Origin of the sequence: Dechloromonas sp. TW-R-39-2 (assembly GCF_016864195.1) — a bacterium.
Classification (GTDB): domain Bacteria; phylum Pseudomonadota; class Gammaproteobacteria; order Burkholderiales; family Rhodocyclaceae; genus Azonexus.
Genome location: NZ_CP045202.1, coordinates 2,068,465 through 2,084,578, shown reverse-complemented (window position 1 = coordinate 2,084,578; position 16,114 = coordinate 2,068,465). Strand labels below are relative to the sequence as shown.

Below are 16,114 nucleotides of genomic sequence, written 5' to 3'. Positions count from 1 at the left end.
ACGAACAATGTGCCTATTATTCCATGGAGTCTTTATGTCCTCTTCGATCTTTGCTGCGGTGGAAATGGCCCCGCGTGATCCGATCCTCGGCCTGAACGAGTCTTTCAACGCAGATACCCGCAGCACCAAGGTCAACCTCGGTGTTGGCGTCTATTTCGACGACAACGGTAAGATTCCCCTGCTGGCTGCCGTCAAGGCTGCCGAAGACGCACGTGTCAAATCAGCCCTGCCGCGTGGCTACCAGCCGATCGAAGGTTCCCCGGCTTACAACCAGGCCGTCCAGAATTTGCTGCTGGGCAAGGATTCCGCCCTGATCGCCAACGGCCAGGTCATCACCGCCCAGGCTCTCGGCGGCACCGGCGCCCTGAAAATCGGCGCTGACTATCTGAAGCGCCTGTCTCCGAACGCCAAGGTCTACATCAGCGATCCGTCCTGGGAAAACCACCGCGCCCTGTTTGAATCGGCCGGTTTCGTTGTTGAAAACTATCCGTACTACGACGCTGCCACGCGCGGCGTGAACTTCACCGGCATGAAGGCTTGCCTGAACAGCCTGGATGCCGGCTCGATCATCATCCTGCACGCCTGCTGCCACAACCCGACCGGCGCCGATCTGTCTGATGCACAATGGCAGGAAGTGGTTGATGTCTGTCGCGAACGCGGCCTGGTTCCGTTCCTTGACATGGCTTATCAGGGCTTTGCCGATGGTATCGATGCCGACGCTGTCGCTGTTCGCGCCTTCTCCGCCTCCGGCCTGCAGTTCTTCGTCTCCAGCTCCTTCTCGAAGAGCTTCTCGCTCTACGGCGAACGCGTTGGTGCACTGTCGATCATCACCGCAGGCAAGGACGAAGCCGGCCGCGTCATGTCGCAAGTCAAGCGCGTCATCCGCACCAACTACTCCAACCCGCCGATTCACGGTGGCGCCCTGGTTGCTGCCGTGCTTTCCTCACCGGAACTCCGCCAGCAGTGGGAAGACGAACTTGGCGGCATGCGTGACCGCATCCGCGCCATGCGCACCGGTCTGGTTGAAGCAATCAAGGCCCAGGGCGTTGCCCAGGACTTCTCCTTCGTCATCAAGCAGCGTGGCATGTTCTCCTACACCGGCCTGACGGCTGCCCAGGTGGAGCGCATGAAAGACGAATTCGGCATTTACGCAGTGTCGACCGGGCGGATCTGCCTGGCGGCGCTGAACACCAAGAATGTCGATTACGTTGCCAAGGCCATTGCCGCAGTGATCAAGTAAGCAACACAAGACTCCTGAAGGAGTTTGAGCAAGGGCAGGACTTCGGTCCTGCCCTTTTTTATTTACCGTTCACCACACTCAATTCAGGAAGTTGCCCCTGAACATGCAGCGGAATTCTCAAGGTGGACACGGATGTCTGCAGGGTGACCATCAATGCTGCATCAACTTGCCGATCCTTGGCCGAAAACTGCCCGGCAGCAGTCATCATGCCGGACTCAAGTCGAAGGTCGCGCGCCGAGACTCGGCCCGGAGCCACGGCCAGAACAGCAAGAAATCGATCAAATTTTGTCGCACCGGCACGCACAACCGAGCCAGGCCCTTTTCGCGTAGCCTCACCCAAATCGACACCGTGCAGCAAGCCCCTGGAAATATCGACATCAAGCGTCGCTTCAACATGCCCCAACAGCTCAGCCCAATTGCTCCCTCGGCCACGCAAGGCCAGATTCCCACTGAAGTCACCCTCCAGTTTCAATGACGGTGCAAAGGCGTTTGTAACCCGCCGACTATCGAGCAAGCGGAAAGCACCATCCCCCGCGGTGACCAAATCACTGCTCCAGTCAAGCAGCCAGGTTCCCTTGAAAGTCCCGCCCAGCAAAAAGGCATCAATACTTTGGATCAGCAATCGATCCTTCAGAAGCAGTCCTTTGGCTTGCAATGACTCGAATTTCAACGGCGTACCGGGGATAGCCAGCACCGCACCTTCGATATTCAGGGCAATCCCCTGAACTGTTGGCACAGCCTCCAGGGAAATGCTGCGGTCAACTGTCTGTAGTGACGTCTTTTCAAGATGCCCGTCTGATTTGAAAAGCAGATCCCCCGAAAGATCGCTGATTGACAGGTCGCGTGCATTGACCTGCATTCGTTCAATTCTGACTCGACCAATACCCGGCACCGGATTGGCCGCGATACCAAACATCGGCAAACCAGCAAGCTTGTGAACGCCGACTTTGACCTCGGACAATTCAACCCTTGGAATTACCCGCTTGCCAGAAAGCAGTAGGGATGCCGGAGAATCAACGCGCGCTTCGTGGATATAAAAATCATTACCGCCTCCGATCGTCAGGCCGCCCAGGACCAATTGCGGCCGCGGCCAAAGCACCACCCCGACTTTTTCAATAACAACCCTGTCTTGCAACCAGCGCCCTGCCGCTGCCTCCAAATCAGGCTTGAAGCGATCATAAGGAAACAACAGAACGATAACCAGCAGCCCCCCAAGGAGCAAAACCACGCCGGCCAGCAACCGGAAAACAAGGGATCGCCCGTGCCTTACCGGTGATTCAGAAAGAGGCTCAGGCTCAAGCTGAGGCGGTGGAATCTGGACATCAGGCGCGCGCAGAACGGAAAAACGACTCCTCGCGTCAAATTTTTCCTTGGTTTCATAAGACAACGTCGATTTTGGGACGAATCCCGAAAATCTGGATGATGCAGACAGCGTTCCGTCAGCCTCCATCCGGCTGTGCTCCCAGACAGCCACCGCACTTTCCGATGGTGCAACCAGGCCGCGCTGCTCAAGATCAGCCAAAGCCCCCTCGACCATGACCCGATTGCCAAGCTTGGCCGCAAGCTGCTCAACGGTCACCTTGCCATCAACCTGAACGAGGACCATCCGGAGCTCGCGCTTGACGACATGGGCACTTTGCCTGATCGCCTCATCGCCGGTCGGCGTTTTCACATAGATAAGCTTGGGATCCATAAATCAGTATTTATTCTTCTAAATCGATCAGATTATTTGACGAGCAGCAATCTTACCCCTATAATGCGCACCTTCTGTTCCTCGATAGCTCAGTCGGTAGAGCGCCGGACTGTTAATCCGTAGGTCCCTGGTTCGAGCCCAGGTCGGGGAGCCAGTATTATAAAGGCCAGCACGAAAGTGCTGGCCTTTTTCATTTGCAAAACAAAAGACATTGACATTGCATCAAGGCAATGCCAATCAGTTCTTATCGGGCAAGCACTACCCCGCAAGCCTGGCGCGCACCGGAGTTTCCAGTTGGTTGAGTTTTAAAATCATCCGGCGCCGCATGGACAATAACCCCCCGCCCGACAATACCGGAGGGCCCCTCGGCAATAAGCACGCCATCGAGATAAGCCGTCAGGCGAGCTGTACCATTCGCCCCAGCAACAAGTTGCGGCATATCTCCAGCATGGTGTTCCGCATGATCCGGATTGCCGTGCGAACGCCCGGCCGGATTGAAGTGACCACCGGCGCTTGTGCCGTCCGGCGCGCTGCAATCACCTTTGTCGTGAATATGGAAACCATGCATCCCAGGCGACAACCCCTGCACTTCAGCGACAACCCGAACCTTGTCCCCGGCCTGCGTAAACGAAACAACGCCCGAAACGGCATTGCCCTGCGTTGCGTTCAACACAGCTTCGGCACGTAGCGGAGCACTACTGACCAGCCCTCCGTGACACCCGGCCAGCAAGCCGCTGGCGCCCAGCATTAGAGGAAAAATGAACTTTTGCATTTTTGATGTCTCCACTTGTCTGTTGGCATTTGAAAATCGATAATCCAGAGTCCGACACTACTGGCCGGGCTCCGACATTCTGGGCCGCTAAACAAACCACCGCAAGCCATGCACAACGAAACACTGAGGCCGGAATCATCACCTGCCGGATTGGCCGAATTCAAACCAGCCGTAAATTTTGGCGAGCTTAAACACGCGCCTGGAACGCTGGTGGACAAGTACGGCCGGCACATCACCTACATCCGGCTATCGATCACAGACCGTTGCGATTTTCGTTGTACGTATTGCATGGCAGAAGAAATGACCTTCCTGCCACGCAATGAAGTCATGAGTCTGGAGGAATGCCTGCGCGTTGCATCGACTTTCGTTGAACTGGGTGTCAGCAAGGTACGATTGACCGGAGGAGAGCCGCTGGTTCGCAAGGATGCGATGTGGCTGATCGAAAGACTGGGCGCCCTGCCCGGCCTCGAAAATCTTGTCCTGACCACCAATGGCTCCCAACTGGAGCGTTTTGCCACACCACTCCGCAACGCAGGGGTCAAACGCCTGAACATCAGCTTGGACACACTGCGTGCCGATCGCTTCAAGGCAATCACCCGGATTGGCGATATCAGCAAAGTACTCAGCGGCATTGAGGCAGCCCAGGCAGCGGGATTTCGGCGAACAAAACTCAATACCGTGATGATGCGCGGCACCAACGATGATGAGTTCAATGATCTGGTGCAATTTGCAATCGACCACGAACTTGATATTTCATTCATCGAAGAAATGCCACTCGGCGACATTCATGGGCGGGAAAACACCTATATTTCATCCGAAGAGGCGCGAAAGATCCTGAGCGAGCGCTTTGCGCTCATTCCATCAACCGAATCCTCCGGTGGCCCGGCCCGCTACTGGCGCGTCGCAGGTTCGGAGTCGCGCATTGGTTTCATTTCGCCGCACAGCCACAATTTCTGCGACACCTGCAATCGCGTCAGGATCACTGCCAAGGGAGAGCTTTATCCTTGCCTAGGGCAGAATGATGCCAGCCAGCTGCTGCCACTGCTACGCACGGAGAAAAGCAATGACGCCTTGCGCCAGGCAATTGTTGAAAGCATGGGAATAAAGCCGTACGGTCACGATTTTTCGCAACAAATGAACTCCCCGCAAGTCGTCCGCTTCATGTCCATGACCGGCGGCTGACGGAACCGGTCCGCTGATGCCACGCTTACGCCACGGCTGGATATCATCGCTGCAAAGTAGCCCAGGAAATCGCCGTCCCCAAACGCTCGCCCTGATTGCAGCAACGCTCGCCAGCCTCGCAGCGATTTTCATTGTGCCAGGCATGCCGGCCAGCCTCTTGATGCTGGCAACGCTCGGCGGACTAAGCTGGCTGGCCTACAGTGAAAAACGGCACTTCCAGTCCATTCAGCGGGCTTACAACATGGCCATGCTGGCGGCTCACGACGGATTCTGGGAGTGGAATCCGATCTCAAAAAAATTGCACGTCGGAACACGCCTGCTTGAGATTCTCGGTTATCAGGAGGATTTCCTGCCCGACACCCACGCCTGGTTGAGACTGGTTCACCCCGACGATATCGCAAATTACAACGCTGCCGTTGCTCGACACCTGAAAGGTGAAAGCGAATACTTCTACTGTGAGTACCGGGTTATGTCGAGCAGCGGCCTGTACCGCTGGATCGCCTCGCGCGGCCTTGCCGTTCGTGACCGCCATGACAAGGCATACCAGATGGTGGGTTCGGTTACCGACATCACCGAAAGACGACAGCACCAGGAAGAAATGGAGTTTCTTGCCCAGCACGATGTGCTGACCGGTTTGCCCAACCGCCTGCTTTTTGCCGAGCAACTCCAGGAAGCCATTCGCCACGCCAAAACGAAAAATCATCGCCTGGCAGTCCTGTTCATCGACCTCGATCGCTTTAAAAATATCAATGACACTCTCGGGCACCGTGCTGGCGACCAATTACTTCAACTGGTTGCTCAACGCCTGCGCAGCGAAATGCCCGAAGGTTGCGAGCTGTATCGCCAAGGCGGTGACGAGTTCATTGTCCTGATCAACCCGATTGCCGATGCGCATGTCGCGGTCGACACCGCCATTCTCCTCAAAGAGCTGATCACAGCGCCACTCAGTGGCGGCGAGAATGATTTCTTCACCAGCGCGAGCATCGGGATCAGTCTCTTCCCCGAAGATGCCGGCGATGGTGAAAGCCTGCTTCGCCACGCCGATACAGCCATGTACGAAGCCAAGGCTGCCGGCGGTAATGCCATCCGGGCACATACGCCGATGATGAATCAACGCGTCACTTTCCGGATGTCACTCGAAACCAGGCTGCGCCGCGCCCTGCACGAAGGGCAACTCGACCTGCATTTCCAGCCCCAGGTTGATGCTCACAGCGGCAAGCTGATTGGCGCCGAAGCACTGATTCGCTGGCACGATGGTGAAGCCCAGATACCGCCGGATCACTTCATTCCAGTCGCCGAGGAATGCGGGCTGATCATTCCCATCGGAGAATGGGTCATCGAGCGGGCCATCGCGCAAATTGCCGAATGGCACCACCGCTTTGGAGAAATTCCGCCGATTGCGATCAATCTTTCACCCCGTCAGTTCTGGCGCCCCTCCGTCTCCCGCTTCATTCTCGGCAAGCTCGAACAAGCCGGACTGCCTTGCTCGGCACTCGAAGTCGAAGTGACCGAATCGGTACTGCTCGATGCCGATGGCGGCAGCATCGAGGAATTGCTCCAACTACGCAACGCCGGGATTGCAATTGCGCTGGACGATTTTGGCACAGGCTATTCATCGCTCTCATACCTTCAACGCTTGCCGATCGGCACCCTGAAGATCGATCGATCCTTCATCAACAACCTAATACTTGACGACGGATCGATCGGCAGCGAGCCCCTCGTTCGGGCCATCATCGCCATGGCTAAAAGCCTGTCGTTCAGGGTGATTGCCGAAGGGGTTGAAACCCTGCCCCAGCAGCGCCACTTGCAGGCACTGGAATGCGATGTCATTCAGGGCTACCTGATTAGCCGCCCGCTGCCGGCCCATGAATTTGCCGAGAAATTCCTGGTTGACCGCAGTATGAGCCAAGCCGTCTAGACTCAGCGATACAACCCACAATCCCCCGGTTGGGCAGGCAAGACAGGTAATGTAGTCCCCAACGCCAGCAGACACAAAATCAGCAGCAACAAAAAAGCGACCCATCGGGTCGCCTTTTCATGTTGCCTTACCCAGTGACGACAGGGCTGGCAGAGTTTCATTGCTTTTTACAGACCGCGCACAGCACGCTTGCGTTCGATTTCGGTCAGGTAACGCTTACGCAGACGAATCGACTTCGGCGTCAACTCGACCAGTTCATCTTCCTCGATGAACTCGACAGCAGCTTCCAGGCTCAACTGAACAGCTGGCACCAGGCGGACAGCTTCGTCAGTACCTGAGGCACGAACGTTGGTCAGTTGCTTGCCCTTGATCGGGTTAACAACGAGGTCGTTTTCACGGCTGTGGATACCGATGATCATGCCTTCGTACAGCTTGTCACCCGGCACGACAAACATGCGGCCGCGATCCTGCAGCTTCCACAGTGCGTAGGCGACGGCTTCGCCGTTGTCCTGGGAGATCAGCACGCCATTGCGACGCTCGGCAACATTACCGTCCTTGATCGGCGCATATTCGTCGAACACGTGGCTCATCAGGCCGTTACCGCGGGTCAAGTTCATGAACTCGCCCTGGAAGCCGATCAGACCACGGGCCGGGATACGGTATTCGATACGGACGCGACCACGGCCATCCGGCACCATGTCCGTCAGGTCGCCCTTGCGCATGCCCAGGCTTTCCATGACGCCACCCTGGGTGTCTTCTTCGACGTCAACCGTCAGCAGCTCATACGGTTCGCACTCGACGCCATTGATCGTCTTCTTGACGACACGCGGACGACCGACGGCCAGTTCATAGCCTTCACGACGCATGTTTTCAAGCAGGATGCCGAGGTGCAGTTCGCCACGGCCGGAAACGTCGAAGACGTCACCGTTGCCCGTGTCATGCACGCGCAGCGCCATATTGGTCAGCAGTTCTTTGTGCAGACGATCGCGAATCTGGCGGCTGGTAACGAACTTGCCTTCGGTGCCGGCCAGCGGGCTGGTGTTAACCATGAACTGCATGGACAGCGTCGGCTCGTCGATCTTGAGCAGCGGCAGGGATTCCGGCTGTTCCGGATCGGTCACGGTACAACCCAGCACCAGATCTTCGATACCGGTGATCTGGACGATATCGCCAGCGTGGCCCTCTTCCAGTTCGATCTTGTTCAGACCCTTGTAGCCGAAGACCTGGCCAATCTTGGCCTTGATCGGGGTACGTTCGTGTTCGGCAGCTTCTTCTTCGGTACCGAACATGACCAGCACGTTCTGGCCGGTCTTGACCTTGCCGCGATTGATCTTGCCGACGCCGATACGACCAACGTAGGAGGAGTAATCGAGCGCGGTAATCTGCAACTGCAGCGGTGCATCGATATCGGTATCCGGTGCCGGCACATGGCGCAGGATGGTATCGAACAGCGGCTTCATGTTTTCACGCGGCTGGTCGAGTTCCATGGCAGCCCAACCATTCAGGCCGGAAGCGTACACAATCGGGAAATCGAGCTGCTCGTCGGTTGCACCCAGCTTGTCGAACAGGTCGAAAGTCAGATTGACTGCCTGGTCCGGATCGGCACCGTCGCGGTCAACCTTGTTAACCAGCACGATCGGACGCAGACCGAGGGCCAGCGCCTTCTTGGTCACGAAACGGGTTTGCGGCATCGGGCCTTCAGCGGCATCGACCAGCAGGACCACGCCATCAACCATGCCCAGCACGCGCTCGACTTCACCACCGAAGTCCGCGTGACCCGGGGTGTCGACGATGTTGATGTGTACACCTTCGTACTCGACCGCAGTGTTCTTGGAAAGAATCGTGATACCACGCTCTTTTTCCAGGTCGTTGGAGTCCATGACGCACTCGACCAGCTGCTGGTGAGCGGCAAAAGTACCGGACTGACGGAGAAGCTGGTCAACCAGGGTAGTCTTACCGTGGTCAACGTGAGCAATGATGGCGATGTTGCGAATCGGACGAGCGGACATGGGAAGGCCTGAAAAATCAAAGGCGAGATTCTACCACCCCATGCTGCAACGCAACATCCCCAAGCTGCTTTTATCCTTCTTTATTACGCATGAAATCAGCAGTGTTGAAGAAGTTTTCCAGCAGCTTGGCCCGAATACCTTCTTCAATACCAACCGACTCCATGGCCAGCACCATGCAGGCAACCCACTGATCGCGCTCCTTGACGCCGATGGCGAAAGGCATGTGACGACCGCGCAGACGGGGATGACCGAACTTTTCGACAAACAGATCAGGGCCACCGAACCAGCCGGAAAGGAACATGTAGAGCTTGTCGCGCGACCCTTGCAGGTCTTCAGGGTGCATGGAACGCAATTCGCTGAATTGCGGCACGCTGGCCATGAATTCGTAAAAACGGTCGCAAAGCAGTGCAACGGCGGCATCGCCGCCAATTTTCTCGTAGGTTGTCGTGCTGTTGTCCATCATCCTGCTCTCAATAATTCAAACAATCCCAACATCATTACCGCTGGCGGATTTTTACACAATACTGCGGTCGACCGCAGTATTGTGTCCATTAACGCACCTTTGGCTTGCGGGCCGGCAAGTTACGGGCTGCTGCCAGGGCCGGGCGTCCGGGGCGCTGCGGCTCGCCGCGTTTGGGCGGCGTCGGTTTGCGCAAACCACTCGAAGCGACAGCGCCACCGCCGCACTTACCCACGGTACCGGCCGGCTGCCAGGCCGGAATCAGATGCTTCTTGCCGTTGCCGATCAGGTCGGCACGCCCCATTTCCTTGAGTGCCTCACGCAACAGCGGCCAGTTGGCAGGGTCGTGGTAACGCAGGAAGGCCTTGTGCAATTTGCGCTGACGGCCATTGCGTACCGTACCGACAATTTCGCTGGCACGATTGACCTTGCGCAGCGGATTGCGCTCGCTGTGGTACATGGTCGTCGCCATTGCCATCGGCGTCGGGATGAAAGTCTGTACCTGATCGAGCCGGAAGTTATTCTTCTTGAGCCAGAGCGCCAGATTGAGCATGTCTTCATCCTCGGTTCCCGGATGGGCCGCGATGAAATACGGAATCAGGTACTGCTCCTTGCCCGCCTCGCGCGAAAAACGATCGAACAGTTGCTTGAAGCGATCATAGGAGCCAATGCCCGGCTTCATCATTTTCGACAAAGGGCGCTCTTCGGTGTGCTCCGGCGCAATCTTGAGATAGCCGCCAACGTGGTGCGTAACCAGTTCCTTGATGTATTCGGGAGAACGAACAGCAAGGTCGTAACGCAGCCCGGAGCCGATCAGCACCTTCTTGACGCCTTTCAGGGCTCGCGCCTTGCGATACAGGGAAATCAGCTTGCTGTGATCGGTTCCCATGTTCTCGCAAATATCCGGATAGACACAGGACAAGCGGCGACAGGCCGACTCGATCTTTTCGTCCTTGCATTTGAGGTGGAACATATTGGCCGTCGGGCCGCCGAGGTCGGAAACAATCCCCGTGAAACCGGGCGTTTTGTCGCGCATTTCCTCTATTTCGCGGATGACGGAATCCTCCGACCGACTCTGGATGATGCGCCCTTCGTGCTCGGTAATAGAACAGAAAGTACAGCCGCCAAAACAGCCGCGCATGATATTGACCGAGAAGCGGATCATTTCCCAGGCCGGGATCTTCGCCTCACCGTAAGCCGGGTGCGGCCGACGGGCGTAGGGCAATTCATAGACACCGTCGAGTTCTTCGGTGGTCAGCGGAATCGGCGGCTGATTCAGCCAGACATCACGCTCGCCATGCGCCTGGACCAGGGCCCGCGCATTGCCGGGGTTCGATTCAAGGTGGAAGGTGCGCGAGGCATGGGCATAGAGCACCGGGTCGTCTTTGACCTGCTCGTAGGATGGCAGGCGGATCACGGTATGAGCCCGACGCTCGCGACGCCCCGCCAGACGCTCTTCACGCGACACAATACGCACGGCTTGCTCGCCAGGCTTTGTCGCTGCGGTCGACGTGCCGTTCTGGCCGGTTTCCATGGCATACGGGTCGGGATGACTGATCAGCGGCCCCGGCGTATCGACCGAGCTTGAGTCCATGGCCTCCCACTCGCTGGAAGGCAGCCAGCCGGACGGCACCATGAAGGCAGTCCCGCGCAGGTCACGGATGTCGCCGATCTTCTCGCCCTTGGCCAGGCGATGCGCCAATTCGACGATGGCTCGCTCGGCATTGCCGAAAAAAAGCATGTCCGCCTTGGAGTCCGGCAACACCGAACGACGAACCTTGTCGGACCAATAGTCAAAATGGGCAATACGCCGCAAACTGGCCTCGATCGAACCGACGATCACATTGCAGCCGGGAAAAGCCTCGCGGCAACGCTGGGCGTAGACGGTCACCGCCCGGTCGGGCCGCTTGTTCGGCTCACCATTCGGGGTATAGGCGTCATCGGAGCGAATCTTGCGGTCAGCCGTGTAGCGATTGACCATCGAGTCCATATTGCCGGCAGTCACTCCATAAAACAGATTGGGTTTGCCGAGCTTCTTGAAGTCGACCGCAGAATTCCAGTCGGGCTGGCAAACGATGCCGACGCGAAATCCCTGCGCTTCAAGCAGGCGACCAATCAGGGCCATGCCAAAACTCGGGTGATCGATGTAGGCATCGCCGGTCACCAGAATAATGTCGCAGGAATCCCAGCCTAAAGCATCCATTTCCTTGCGGGACATGGGAAGAAAGGGGGCCGGGCCAAAACGCTGGGCCCAGAATTTACGATGGCCAAACAGCGGGCGTGAAACAGAATGAGTCGAATCCATGCGCTATTTTACCCGAGCCCGCCAGCCCTCAGGGCATGGCATAATCACACGACAAGTCACAACATCTCCAAGAAACAATGATTTTTCCAACCCGCGAGCAATCCGGTGTATTGATCCTCGCCATCAGCGGCCGTATTGACCACGTTGGCAGCGAAACGTTCGCGACATCGCTCGATCCCTTCCTCGAACAATGCATGCCGGGCAAACCCGGCGTATTGCTTGATTTCTCGGCGGTCGACTATGTCAGCAGCGCCGGCTTGCGCGCCCTGATGCTGGCGTCGCGCCGCGCCAAGATACAAGGGGGCGTTTTCGCCATTGCCTGCCTGCAACCCCTGGTTCAGGAGGTTTTCTCGATCAGCCGCTTCAACCTGATCATGCCTTGCTATCCCAACATCGAACTGGCCTGCAAAGTCATGGGTTCATGAAAAAAGTTACTTTCTGGGGGACGCGCGGCTCTTTGCCCGTATCGCTGTCAAGCCGCGACATTCGTGAAAAAATCATCGCTGCACTCACCGCCGCCAACGGCAAGAATTTCAAGACGCCGGCAGCATTGGCCAGTTTCGTAGACACACTGCCTTTCGCCACGAACAGTACATTTGGCGGCAATTCCTCGTGCGTCGAAATTATCGGCAACAGCACGGAACATGTCATTTGCGACATGGGCAGCGGCGCCCGTCCGCTAGGCAATGCCAGGATCGCCCAGTTCGGCGTCAGCCAACCGCAGACCTATCACATCTTCATGTCCCATCTCCACTGGGATCACCTGATGGGCTTTCCGTTTTTTGCACCGATGTATATTCCGGGCAACCGGATCATCGTTCATGGCTGCCATCATCAGCTCGAAGAAGCCATACGCCTGCAGATGCGCACGCCCTGCTTCCCGGTCGACTACTCGCAAGCCGGCGCCAGCATCGAATTCGACATCATGACACCCGGCCAGACTTATGAAATTGCCGGGATGAAGGTCACCGCCAAACAGCAACTCCATGCCGGAAAGTCATTCGGCTACCGTTTCGAAAGCGACAACCGCAGCGTGGTTTATTCGACCGATTCGGAGCACAAGCTCGAAGATATCGCTGAATACGAAGCCTTCGTCCACTTCTTTGCCAAGGCCGACCTGGTGATTTTTGATGCCATGTATTCACTGGCAGAAGCCGTCTCGGTCAAATCGGACTGGGGACATTCAAGCAACGTGATCGGTGTCGAACTGTGCCAGGCGGCGGCAGCACGTCGGCTCGCCCTCTTTCACCACGAACCGGTCAATGACGACAAGCAGCTCAGTCGCTTGCTGGCGGAAACACGTCGCCTGGAAGAAATAACCCGGGGCGGCAACGCGGCACTCGAAGTCATCTCGGCCTACGACGGCCTGACCATCGACTTGTGAGCCAGGCCACCCGGATCATTCTTGCCCTGATCCGGGCCGGTCGTGGCCGTGCCCTGCCCCTGGTTTTCCTGGCGCTGGTCAGCCTGGCGCTGGTTCAGATCGACCGGACACCCCTCGCCAGCCTGCGCAACGCCCAGTTTGACCGCTACCAACGCCAGATGCCGCGGCCTCGACTCGACGAACCGGTCATTGTCGTCGGTATCGACAGCAACAGCCTGCACCAATACGGCCAATGGCCCTGGCCGCGCGACCTGATGGCGCAACTGGTCACCACGATACAAGCCAGCCAGCCGCTGGCCATCGGCCTGGATATCATCTTTGCCGAACGCGATCGCTACAGCCCGGACATACTCGCCGCCAGAATGCCCCATCTGAATCGGGAATCCTTGAGCCGGCTGCCAAAACCGGACGAATTGCTGGCTGAGGCACTCAAAGGAAAAGCACCCACCGTCCTGGCGCTGGCCGGATTGAACAATCCACTACCCGGCGCCCGCCTGCCCGGAAAACACCCCGCCATACCTGCGCTGGACGAAAAAACCCGCGCCGCACTGAGCCGCTATGAAACCGCCTTGAGCAGCCTTCCCGGACTTGAAACTGCGGCCAGCGGCGTCGGCTTGATCAATAGTGGCCCGGACAGGCTTCATCAGGAAAACGAACGCGGCATTGTCCGGCGCGTGCCGGCACTGGCCATGGTCGGTGATCGCCCCCTGCTCTCCCTGCCACTGGAGATGGTTCGGCAGGCACTCGGCGAGGACAGTTCGCCCATCGTGGAGTTCGACCGGCATGGCATGACGGCAATCGCGCTTGGCAGTTACCGCCTGCCGACTCAAAGCAATGGAGAGCTGTTGCTGCACTATGGGCGGGCCAATTCGAATTACTACCTTTCGGCGGCCGATGTTCTGGCCGGCAACTACTCTCCTGATTTTTTCCAGTCGCGTTTCGTGATCATCGGCTTCAACACCACCGGCCTGCAGGATCGCATCATCACCCCGCTGGGCGACAGTTTGCCGGGCATCGACATCCACGCACAGGTCATCGAGAGCTTGCTCAGCGGCTCGGCACTGCAACGCCCCTTCTGGATGGAGAAACTTGAACTGATCACCTTGTTGCTCGGCGGAGTTTTCCTGATCCTGGCGGTCCCGGCACTCAAGCCGCGCTATGCCATTTTCAGCTTTGCCGGATTGGGCGGCCTGATCATTGGCGCCGGTTATCTCGCCTTCTTCAGGGGGCAATGGCTGTTCGATGGCCCGACACTGACCCTGTTGCTCAGCCCGGTATTCACCTCGCTACTGAGCAATACACTGATCACGGCCGACGCTCAGCGGCGCGACAACGCACGCCAGTTACAGGCAAGCCGTGAGGAAGCGGCCAGAATCAATGGCGAACTGGATGCCGCACGACGTATCCAAATGGGTTTGCTGCCTGATCCGCAGCGTCTTTTTGGCAATGAACCGCGCTTCTCGATCGCTGCCCTGCTTGAGCCGGCTCGTGCTGTCGGAGGAGATTACTACGACTGCTTCATGCTCGATCCACAGCACCTTTGCCTGGTGATCGGCGACGTATCCGGCAAGGGGGTGCCGGCCAGCCTGTTCATGGCCATTTCGAAAACACTGACCGGCACATTGACACGTCAGGGTACAGCGCTGGCCGAGGCTGTGCGGCATCTTGAAGCCGAACTGAGCAGAGCCAACCCGGAATACCTTTTCGTGACCTCGTTCATGGCTGTTCTGGATGTCGAATCCGGTTGGCTCGACTATGTCAGCGCCGGCCACGATGCGCCGCTCCTTGTCCGCCGGGGATGCATTTCACGACTAGACACCGCCGAGTTGGGCGGCCCGCCGCTCTGTGCGCTCGGTGACTATCCATTCGAATCGGCCCGTACCCGACTGGAAACCGACGATTTGCTCTGCCTGTTCACCGATGGCATTACCGAAGCTGGCAACGGTACAGCCATGTTCGGCAGTCAACGTCTTGAAGAACAATTGCTGGCAGCAAGCGACCACGATCTTGTCGAGCTTGCCGGCCAGCTACGCGACAGCGTCCGGGCATTCGAGTCAGGCCAGCCGGCAGCGGATGACCTGACGCTGATGCTCTTACGCTGGCACGGTCGACCGCTCAGCGAACGCTGATTTCAACGCGCCGGTTTTTGGCTTCGGCTACTTCATCTTCCGTTGCAACCAGCGGATCACGCTCGCCTCGCCCGATGGCTTCGAGTTTCTCGGCAGGAACGCCGGCCTCGATCAACAAACCGCGCACAGCCTCCGCCCGTTTAGCTGACAGACTGTCATTGGCCTGCAGGCTGCCGACGCGATCGGTGTGGCCGATGACCATCACCTCAACCGCAGGACGCTCGGCAATCTCCTGGCGGACACGGGCAAAATCAGCCTGCGACTCGGGGGTCAGGACATTGCCGCCTTGCTGGAAATAAAGCAGGTAGCTGCTCGGACGGATCGGCTGGGCGGCCAGTGCGGCCCCAAAGCGCTCCTGGACCTCTTCAGGTGTCGAGCGATAGCTGTCATTGCTTCCACCCCGGCGATAAGTCCCGGCATAAGGCTCATTGAGCAACAACTCACCCTTGGCATCACGCACGACCACCGCACTCGGACGACCATCGGCAGACGGCAACAAAACCACTCGCTCGCTGGTGCACGCCGCCAGCAGCAGGCTCACCAGGCACATCGGCACAAGAATCTTATTCATCGTCACTCCCATCAACCTCGATGACGAATTCCGTGCCGCGCACGCCCAGCACTGAAGTTGGCGTATGGAAATCGACCGACTCCGGTGTCTGCTTGGCTATCCGGCCAGAAGCCACAAGCAAGGTACCTTTGCGGATCAGGATGGACATCGCGCCAGCCTGCGTCGTGTTGTCAAAATTGAATTTATCGACCGCGACCAGCGAGTTCGGCCCTGCCGAAAGAATGGTCTGGTCGCGCAAGGTGACACCGACCGAACCATCGCTGCCGGTACGCAAGCGATCCGACTGATACACCGGCGTACCTACCGCTGCGGCCAGCTTCTGGCCTGAACGCTCGATATTGACGGTGCCGTTGGCCGTCTTGACCATCCCGGCCGGCACCTCGGCCAACGCCGGCTGGGCGCACAGCGCCATACCGACAGCCGTTGCGCAAAGTACTTGCTTCATTGTCAT

Annotated in this window: 13 protein-coding genes and 1 tRNA gene; 7 read left to right on the top strand and 7 right to left on the bottom strand. The window is 57.8% G+C overall.

Features of this window, described 5'->3' with window-relative positions; genetic code table 11:
• The first annotated feature begins 34 nt into the window (after positions 1 to 34).
• Positions 35 to 1,240 carry an amino acid aminotransferase gene (locus GBK02_RS09995; RefSeq protein ID WP_203466531.1) on the top strand — a complete coding sequence of 402 codons (1,206 nt, stop codon included), beginning with the start codon at positions 35 to 37 and terminating at the stop codon, positions 1,238 to 1,240.
• A gap of 58 nt (positions 1,241 to 1,298) precedes the next feature.
• On the opposite strand, the gene GBK02_RS09990 is transcribed toward GBK02_RS09995, so the two are convergent.
• Positions 1,299 to 2,777, bottom strand: coding sequence for a hypothetical protein (locus GBK02_RS09990; protein WP_203466530.1), 1,479 nt, complete (start codon positions 2,775 to 2,777; stop codon positions 1,299 to 1,301).
• Between the two features lie 234 nt (positions 2,778 to 3,011).
• On the opposite strand from GBK02_RS09990, the gene GBK02_RS09985 reads away from it, so the two are divergent.
• Positions 3,012 to 3,087: transfer RNA gene (locus tag GBK02_RS09985), tRNA-Asn, on the top strand.
• Between the two features lie 90 nt (positions 3,088 to 3,177).
• On the opposite strand, the gene GBK02_RS09980 is transcribed toward GBK02_RS09985, so the two are convergent.
• Complete coding sequence (locus GBK02_RS09980; protein WP_203466529.1) at positions 3,178 to 3,705, bottom strand: superoxide dismutase family protein; 528 nt, start codon at positions 3,703 to 3,705, stop codon at positions 3,178 to 3,180.
• A 210-nt stretch (positions 3,706 to 3,915) separates the two neighbouring features.
• On the opposite strand from GBK02_RS09980, the gene moaA reads away from it, so the two are divergent.
• Entirely contained in the window at positions 3,916 to 4,887 is a 972-nt protein-coding gene (moaA, locus tag GBK02_RS09975; RefSeq protein WP_239002964.1) for a GTP 3',8-cyclase MoaA, read from the top strand.
• Positions 4,888 to 4,903: 16 nt separating this feature from the next.
• Positions 4,904 to 6,805 carry a bifunctional diguanylate cyclase/phosphodiesterase gene (locus tag GBK02_RS09970; protein WP_203466527.1) on the top strand — a complete coding sequence of 634 codons (1,902 nt, stop codon included), beginning with the start codon at positions 4,904 to 4,906 and terminating at the stop codon, positions 6,803 to 6,805.
• Between the two features lie 167 nt (positions 6,806 to 6,972).
• Here the strand turns inward: GBK02_RS09970 and typA are convergent, their stop codons facing one another.
• The 3 genes from typA to GBK02_RS09955 form a co-directional block, all read right to left on the bottom strand.
• On the bottom strand, positions 6,973 to 8,814 hold the full coding sequence (gene typA, locus GBK02_RS09965) for a translational GTPase TypA (RefSeq protein ID WP_203466526.1): 1,842 nt from the start codon (positions 8,812 to 8,814) through the stop codon (positions 6,973 to 6,975).
• Positions 8,815 to 8,884: 70 nt separating this feature from the next.
• A complete protein-coding gene (locus tag GBK02_RS09960) occupies positions 8,885 to 9,274 on the bottom strand; it encodes a group II truncated hemoglobin (RefSeq protein WP_203469358.1) in 390 nt (129 codons plus the stop codon).
• A 91-nt stretch (positions 9,275 to 9,365) separates the two neighbouring features.
• Positions 9,366 to 11,492, bottom strand: a complete 2,127-nt coding sequence (locus GBK02_RS09955; protein ID WP_239003279.1) for a YgiQ family radical SAM protein — start codon at positions 11,490 to 11,492, stop codon at positions 9,366 to 9,368.
• 164 nt (positions 11,493 to 11,656) lie between these two features.
• Here GBK02_RS09955 and GBK02_RS09950 point away from each other — a divergent pair, with 164 nt between their 5' ends.
• Genes GBK02_RS09950 through GBK02_RS09940 form a run of 3 tightly spaced genes read left to right on the top strand, consistent with a single transcriptional unit; the run spans position 11,657 to position 15,092 of the window.
• Positions 11,657 to 12,004: an STAS domain-containing protein gene (locus GBK02_RS09950; RefSeq protein ID WP_203466524.1), complete on the top strand. Its 348-nt coding sequence runs from the start codon at positions 11,657 to 11,659 to the stop codon at positions 12,002 to 12,004.
• Complete coding sequence (locus GBK02_RS09945) at positions 12,001 to 12,963, top strand: MBL fold metallo-hydrolase (protein ID WP_203466523.1); 963 nt, start codon at positions 12,001 to 12,003, stop codon at positions 12,961 to 12,963. Before GBK02_RS09950 ends, GBK02_RS09945 begins: the two co-directional genes overlap by 4 nt.
• Positions 12,960 to 15,092, top strand: a complete 2,133-nt coding sequence (locus GBK02_RS09940; protein WP_203466522.1) for a CHASE2 domain-containing protein — start codon at positions 12,960 to 12,962, stop codon at positions 15,090 to 15,092. The genes GBK02_RS09945 and GBK02_RS09940 overlap by 4 nt, the downstream gene beginning before the upstream one ends.
• Here the strand turns inward: GBK02_RS09940 and GBK02_RS09935 are convergent.
• Both GBK02_RS09935 and GBK02_RS09930 read right to left on the bottom strand, forming a co-directional pair.
• Positions 15,079 to 15,663, bottom strand: a complete 585-nt coding sequence (locus tag GBK02_RS09935) for an OmpA family protein (RefSeq protein WP_203466521.1) — start codon at positions 15,661 to 15,663, stop codon at positions 15,079 to 15,081. The genes GBK02_RS09940 and GBK02_RS09935 overlap by 14 nt on opposite strands.
• A complete protein-coding gene (locus tag GBK02_RS09930; protein ID WP_239002962.1) occupies positions 15,656 to 16,114 on the bottom strand; it encodes a FecR domain-containing protein in 459 nt (152 codons plus the stop codon). The genes GBK02_RS09935 and GBK02_RS09930 overlap by 8 nt, the downstream gene beginning before the upstream one ends.

Coding starts and splice junctions, on each gene's coding strand:
- GBK02_RS09960 (WP_203469358.1), bottom strand. CDS start 9,274: ATGGACAACAGCACGACAACCTACGAGAAAATTGGCGGCGATGCCGCC.
- GBK02_RS09995 (WP_203466531.1), top strand. CDS start 35: ATGTCCTCTTCGATCTTTGCTGCGGTGGAAATGGCCCCGCGTGATCCG.
- GBK02_RS09970 (WP_203466527.1), top strand. CDS start 4,904: ATGCCACGCTTACGCCACGGCTGGATATCATCGCTGCAAAGTAGCCCA.
- GBK02_RS09930 (WP_239002962.1), bottom strand. CDS start 16,114: ATGACAATGAAGCAAGTACTTTGCGCAACGGCTGTCGGTATGGCGCTG.
- GBK02_RS09955 (WP_239003279.1), bottom strand. CDS start 11,492: ATGTCCCGCAAGGAAATGGATGCTTTAGGCTGGGATTCCTGCGACATT.
- typA (WP_203466526.1), bottom strand. CDS start 8,814: ATGTCCGCTCGTCCGATTCGCAACATCGCCATCATTGCTCACGTTGAC.
- GBK02_RS09945 (WP_203466523.1), top strand. CDS start 12,001: ATGAAAAAAGTTACTTTCTGGGGGACGCGCGGCTCTTTGCCCGTATCG.
- GBK02_RS09980 (WP_203466529.1), bottom strand. CDS start 3,705: ATGCAAAAGTTCATTTTTCCTCTAATGCTGGGCGCCAGCGGCTTGCTG.
- GBK02_RS09935 (WP_203466521.1), bottom strand. CDS start 15,663: ATGAATAAGATTCTTGTGCCGATGTGCCTGGTGAGCCTGCTGCTGGCG.
- GBK02_RS09950 (WP_203466524.1), top strand. CDS start 11,657: ATGATTTTTCCAACCCGCGAGCAATCCGGTGTATTGATCCTCGCCATC.
- GBK02_RS09990 (WP_203466530.1), bottom strand. CDS start 2,777: ATGGTCGAGGGGGCTTTGGCTGATCTTGAGCAGCGCGGCCTGGTTGCA.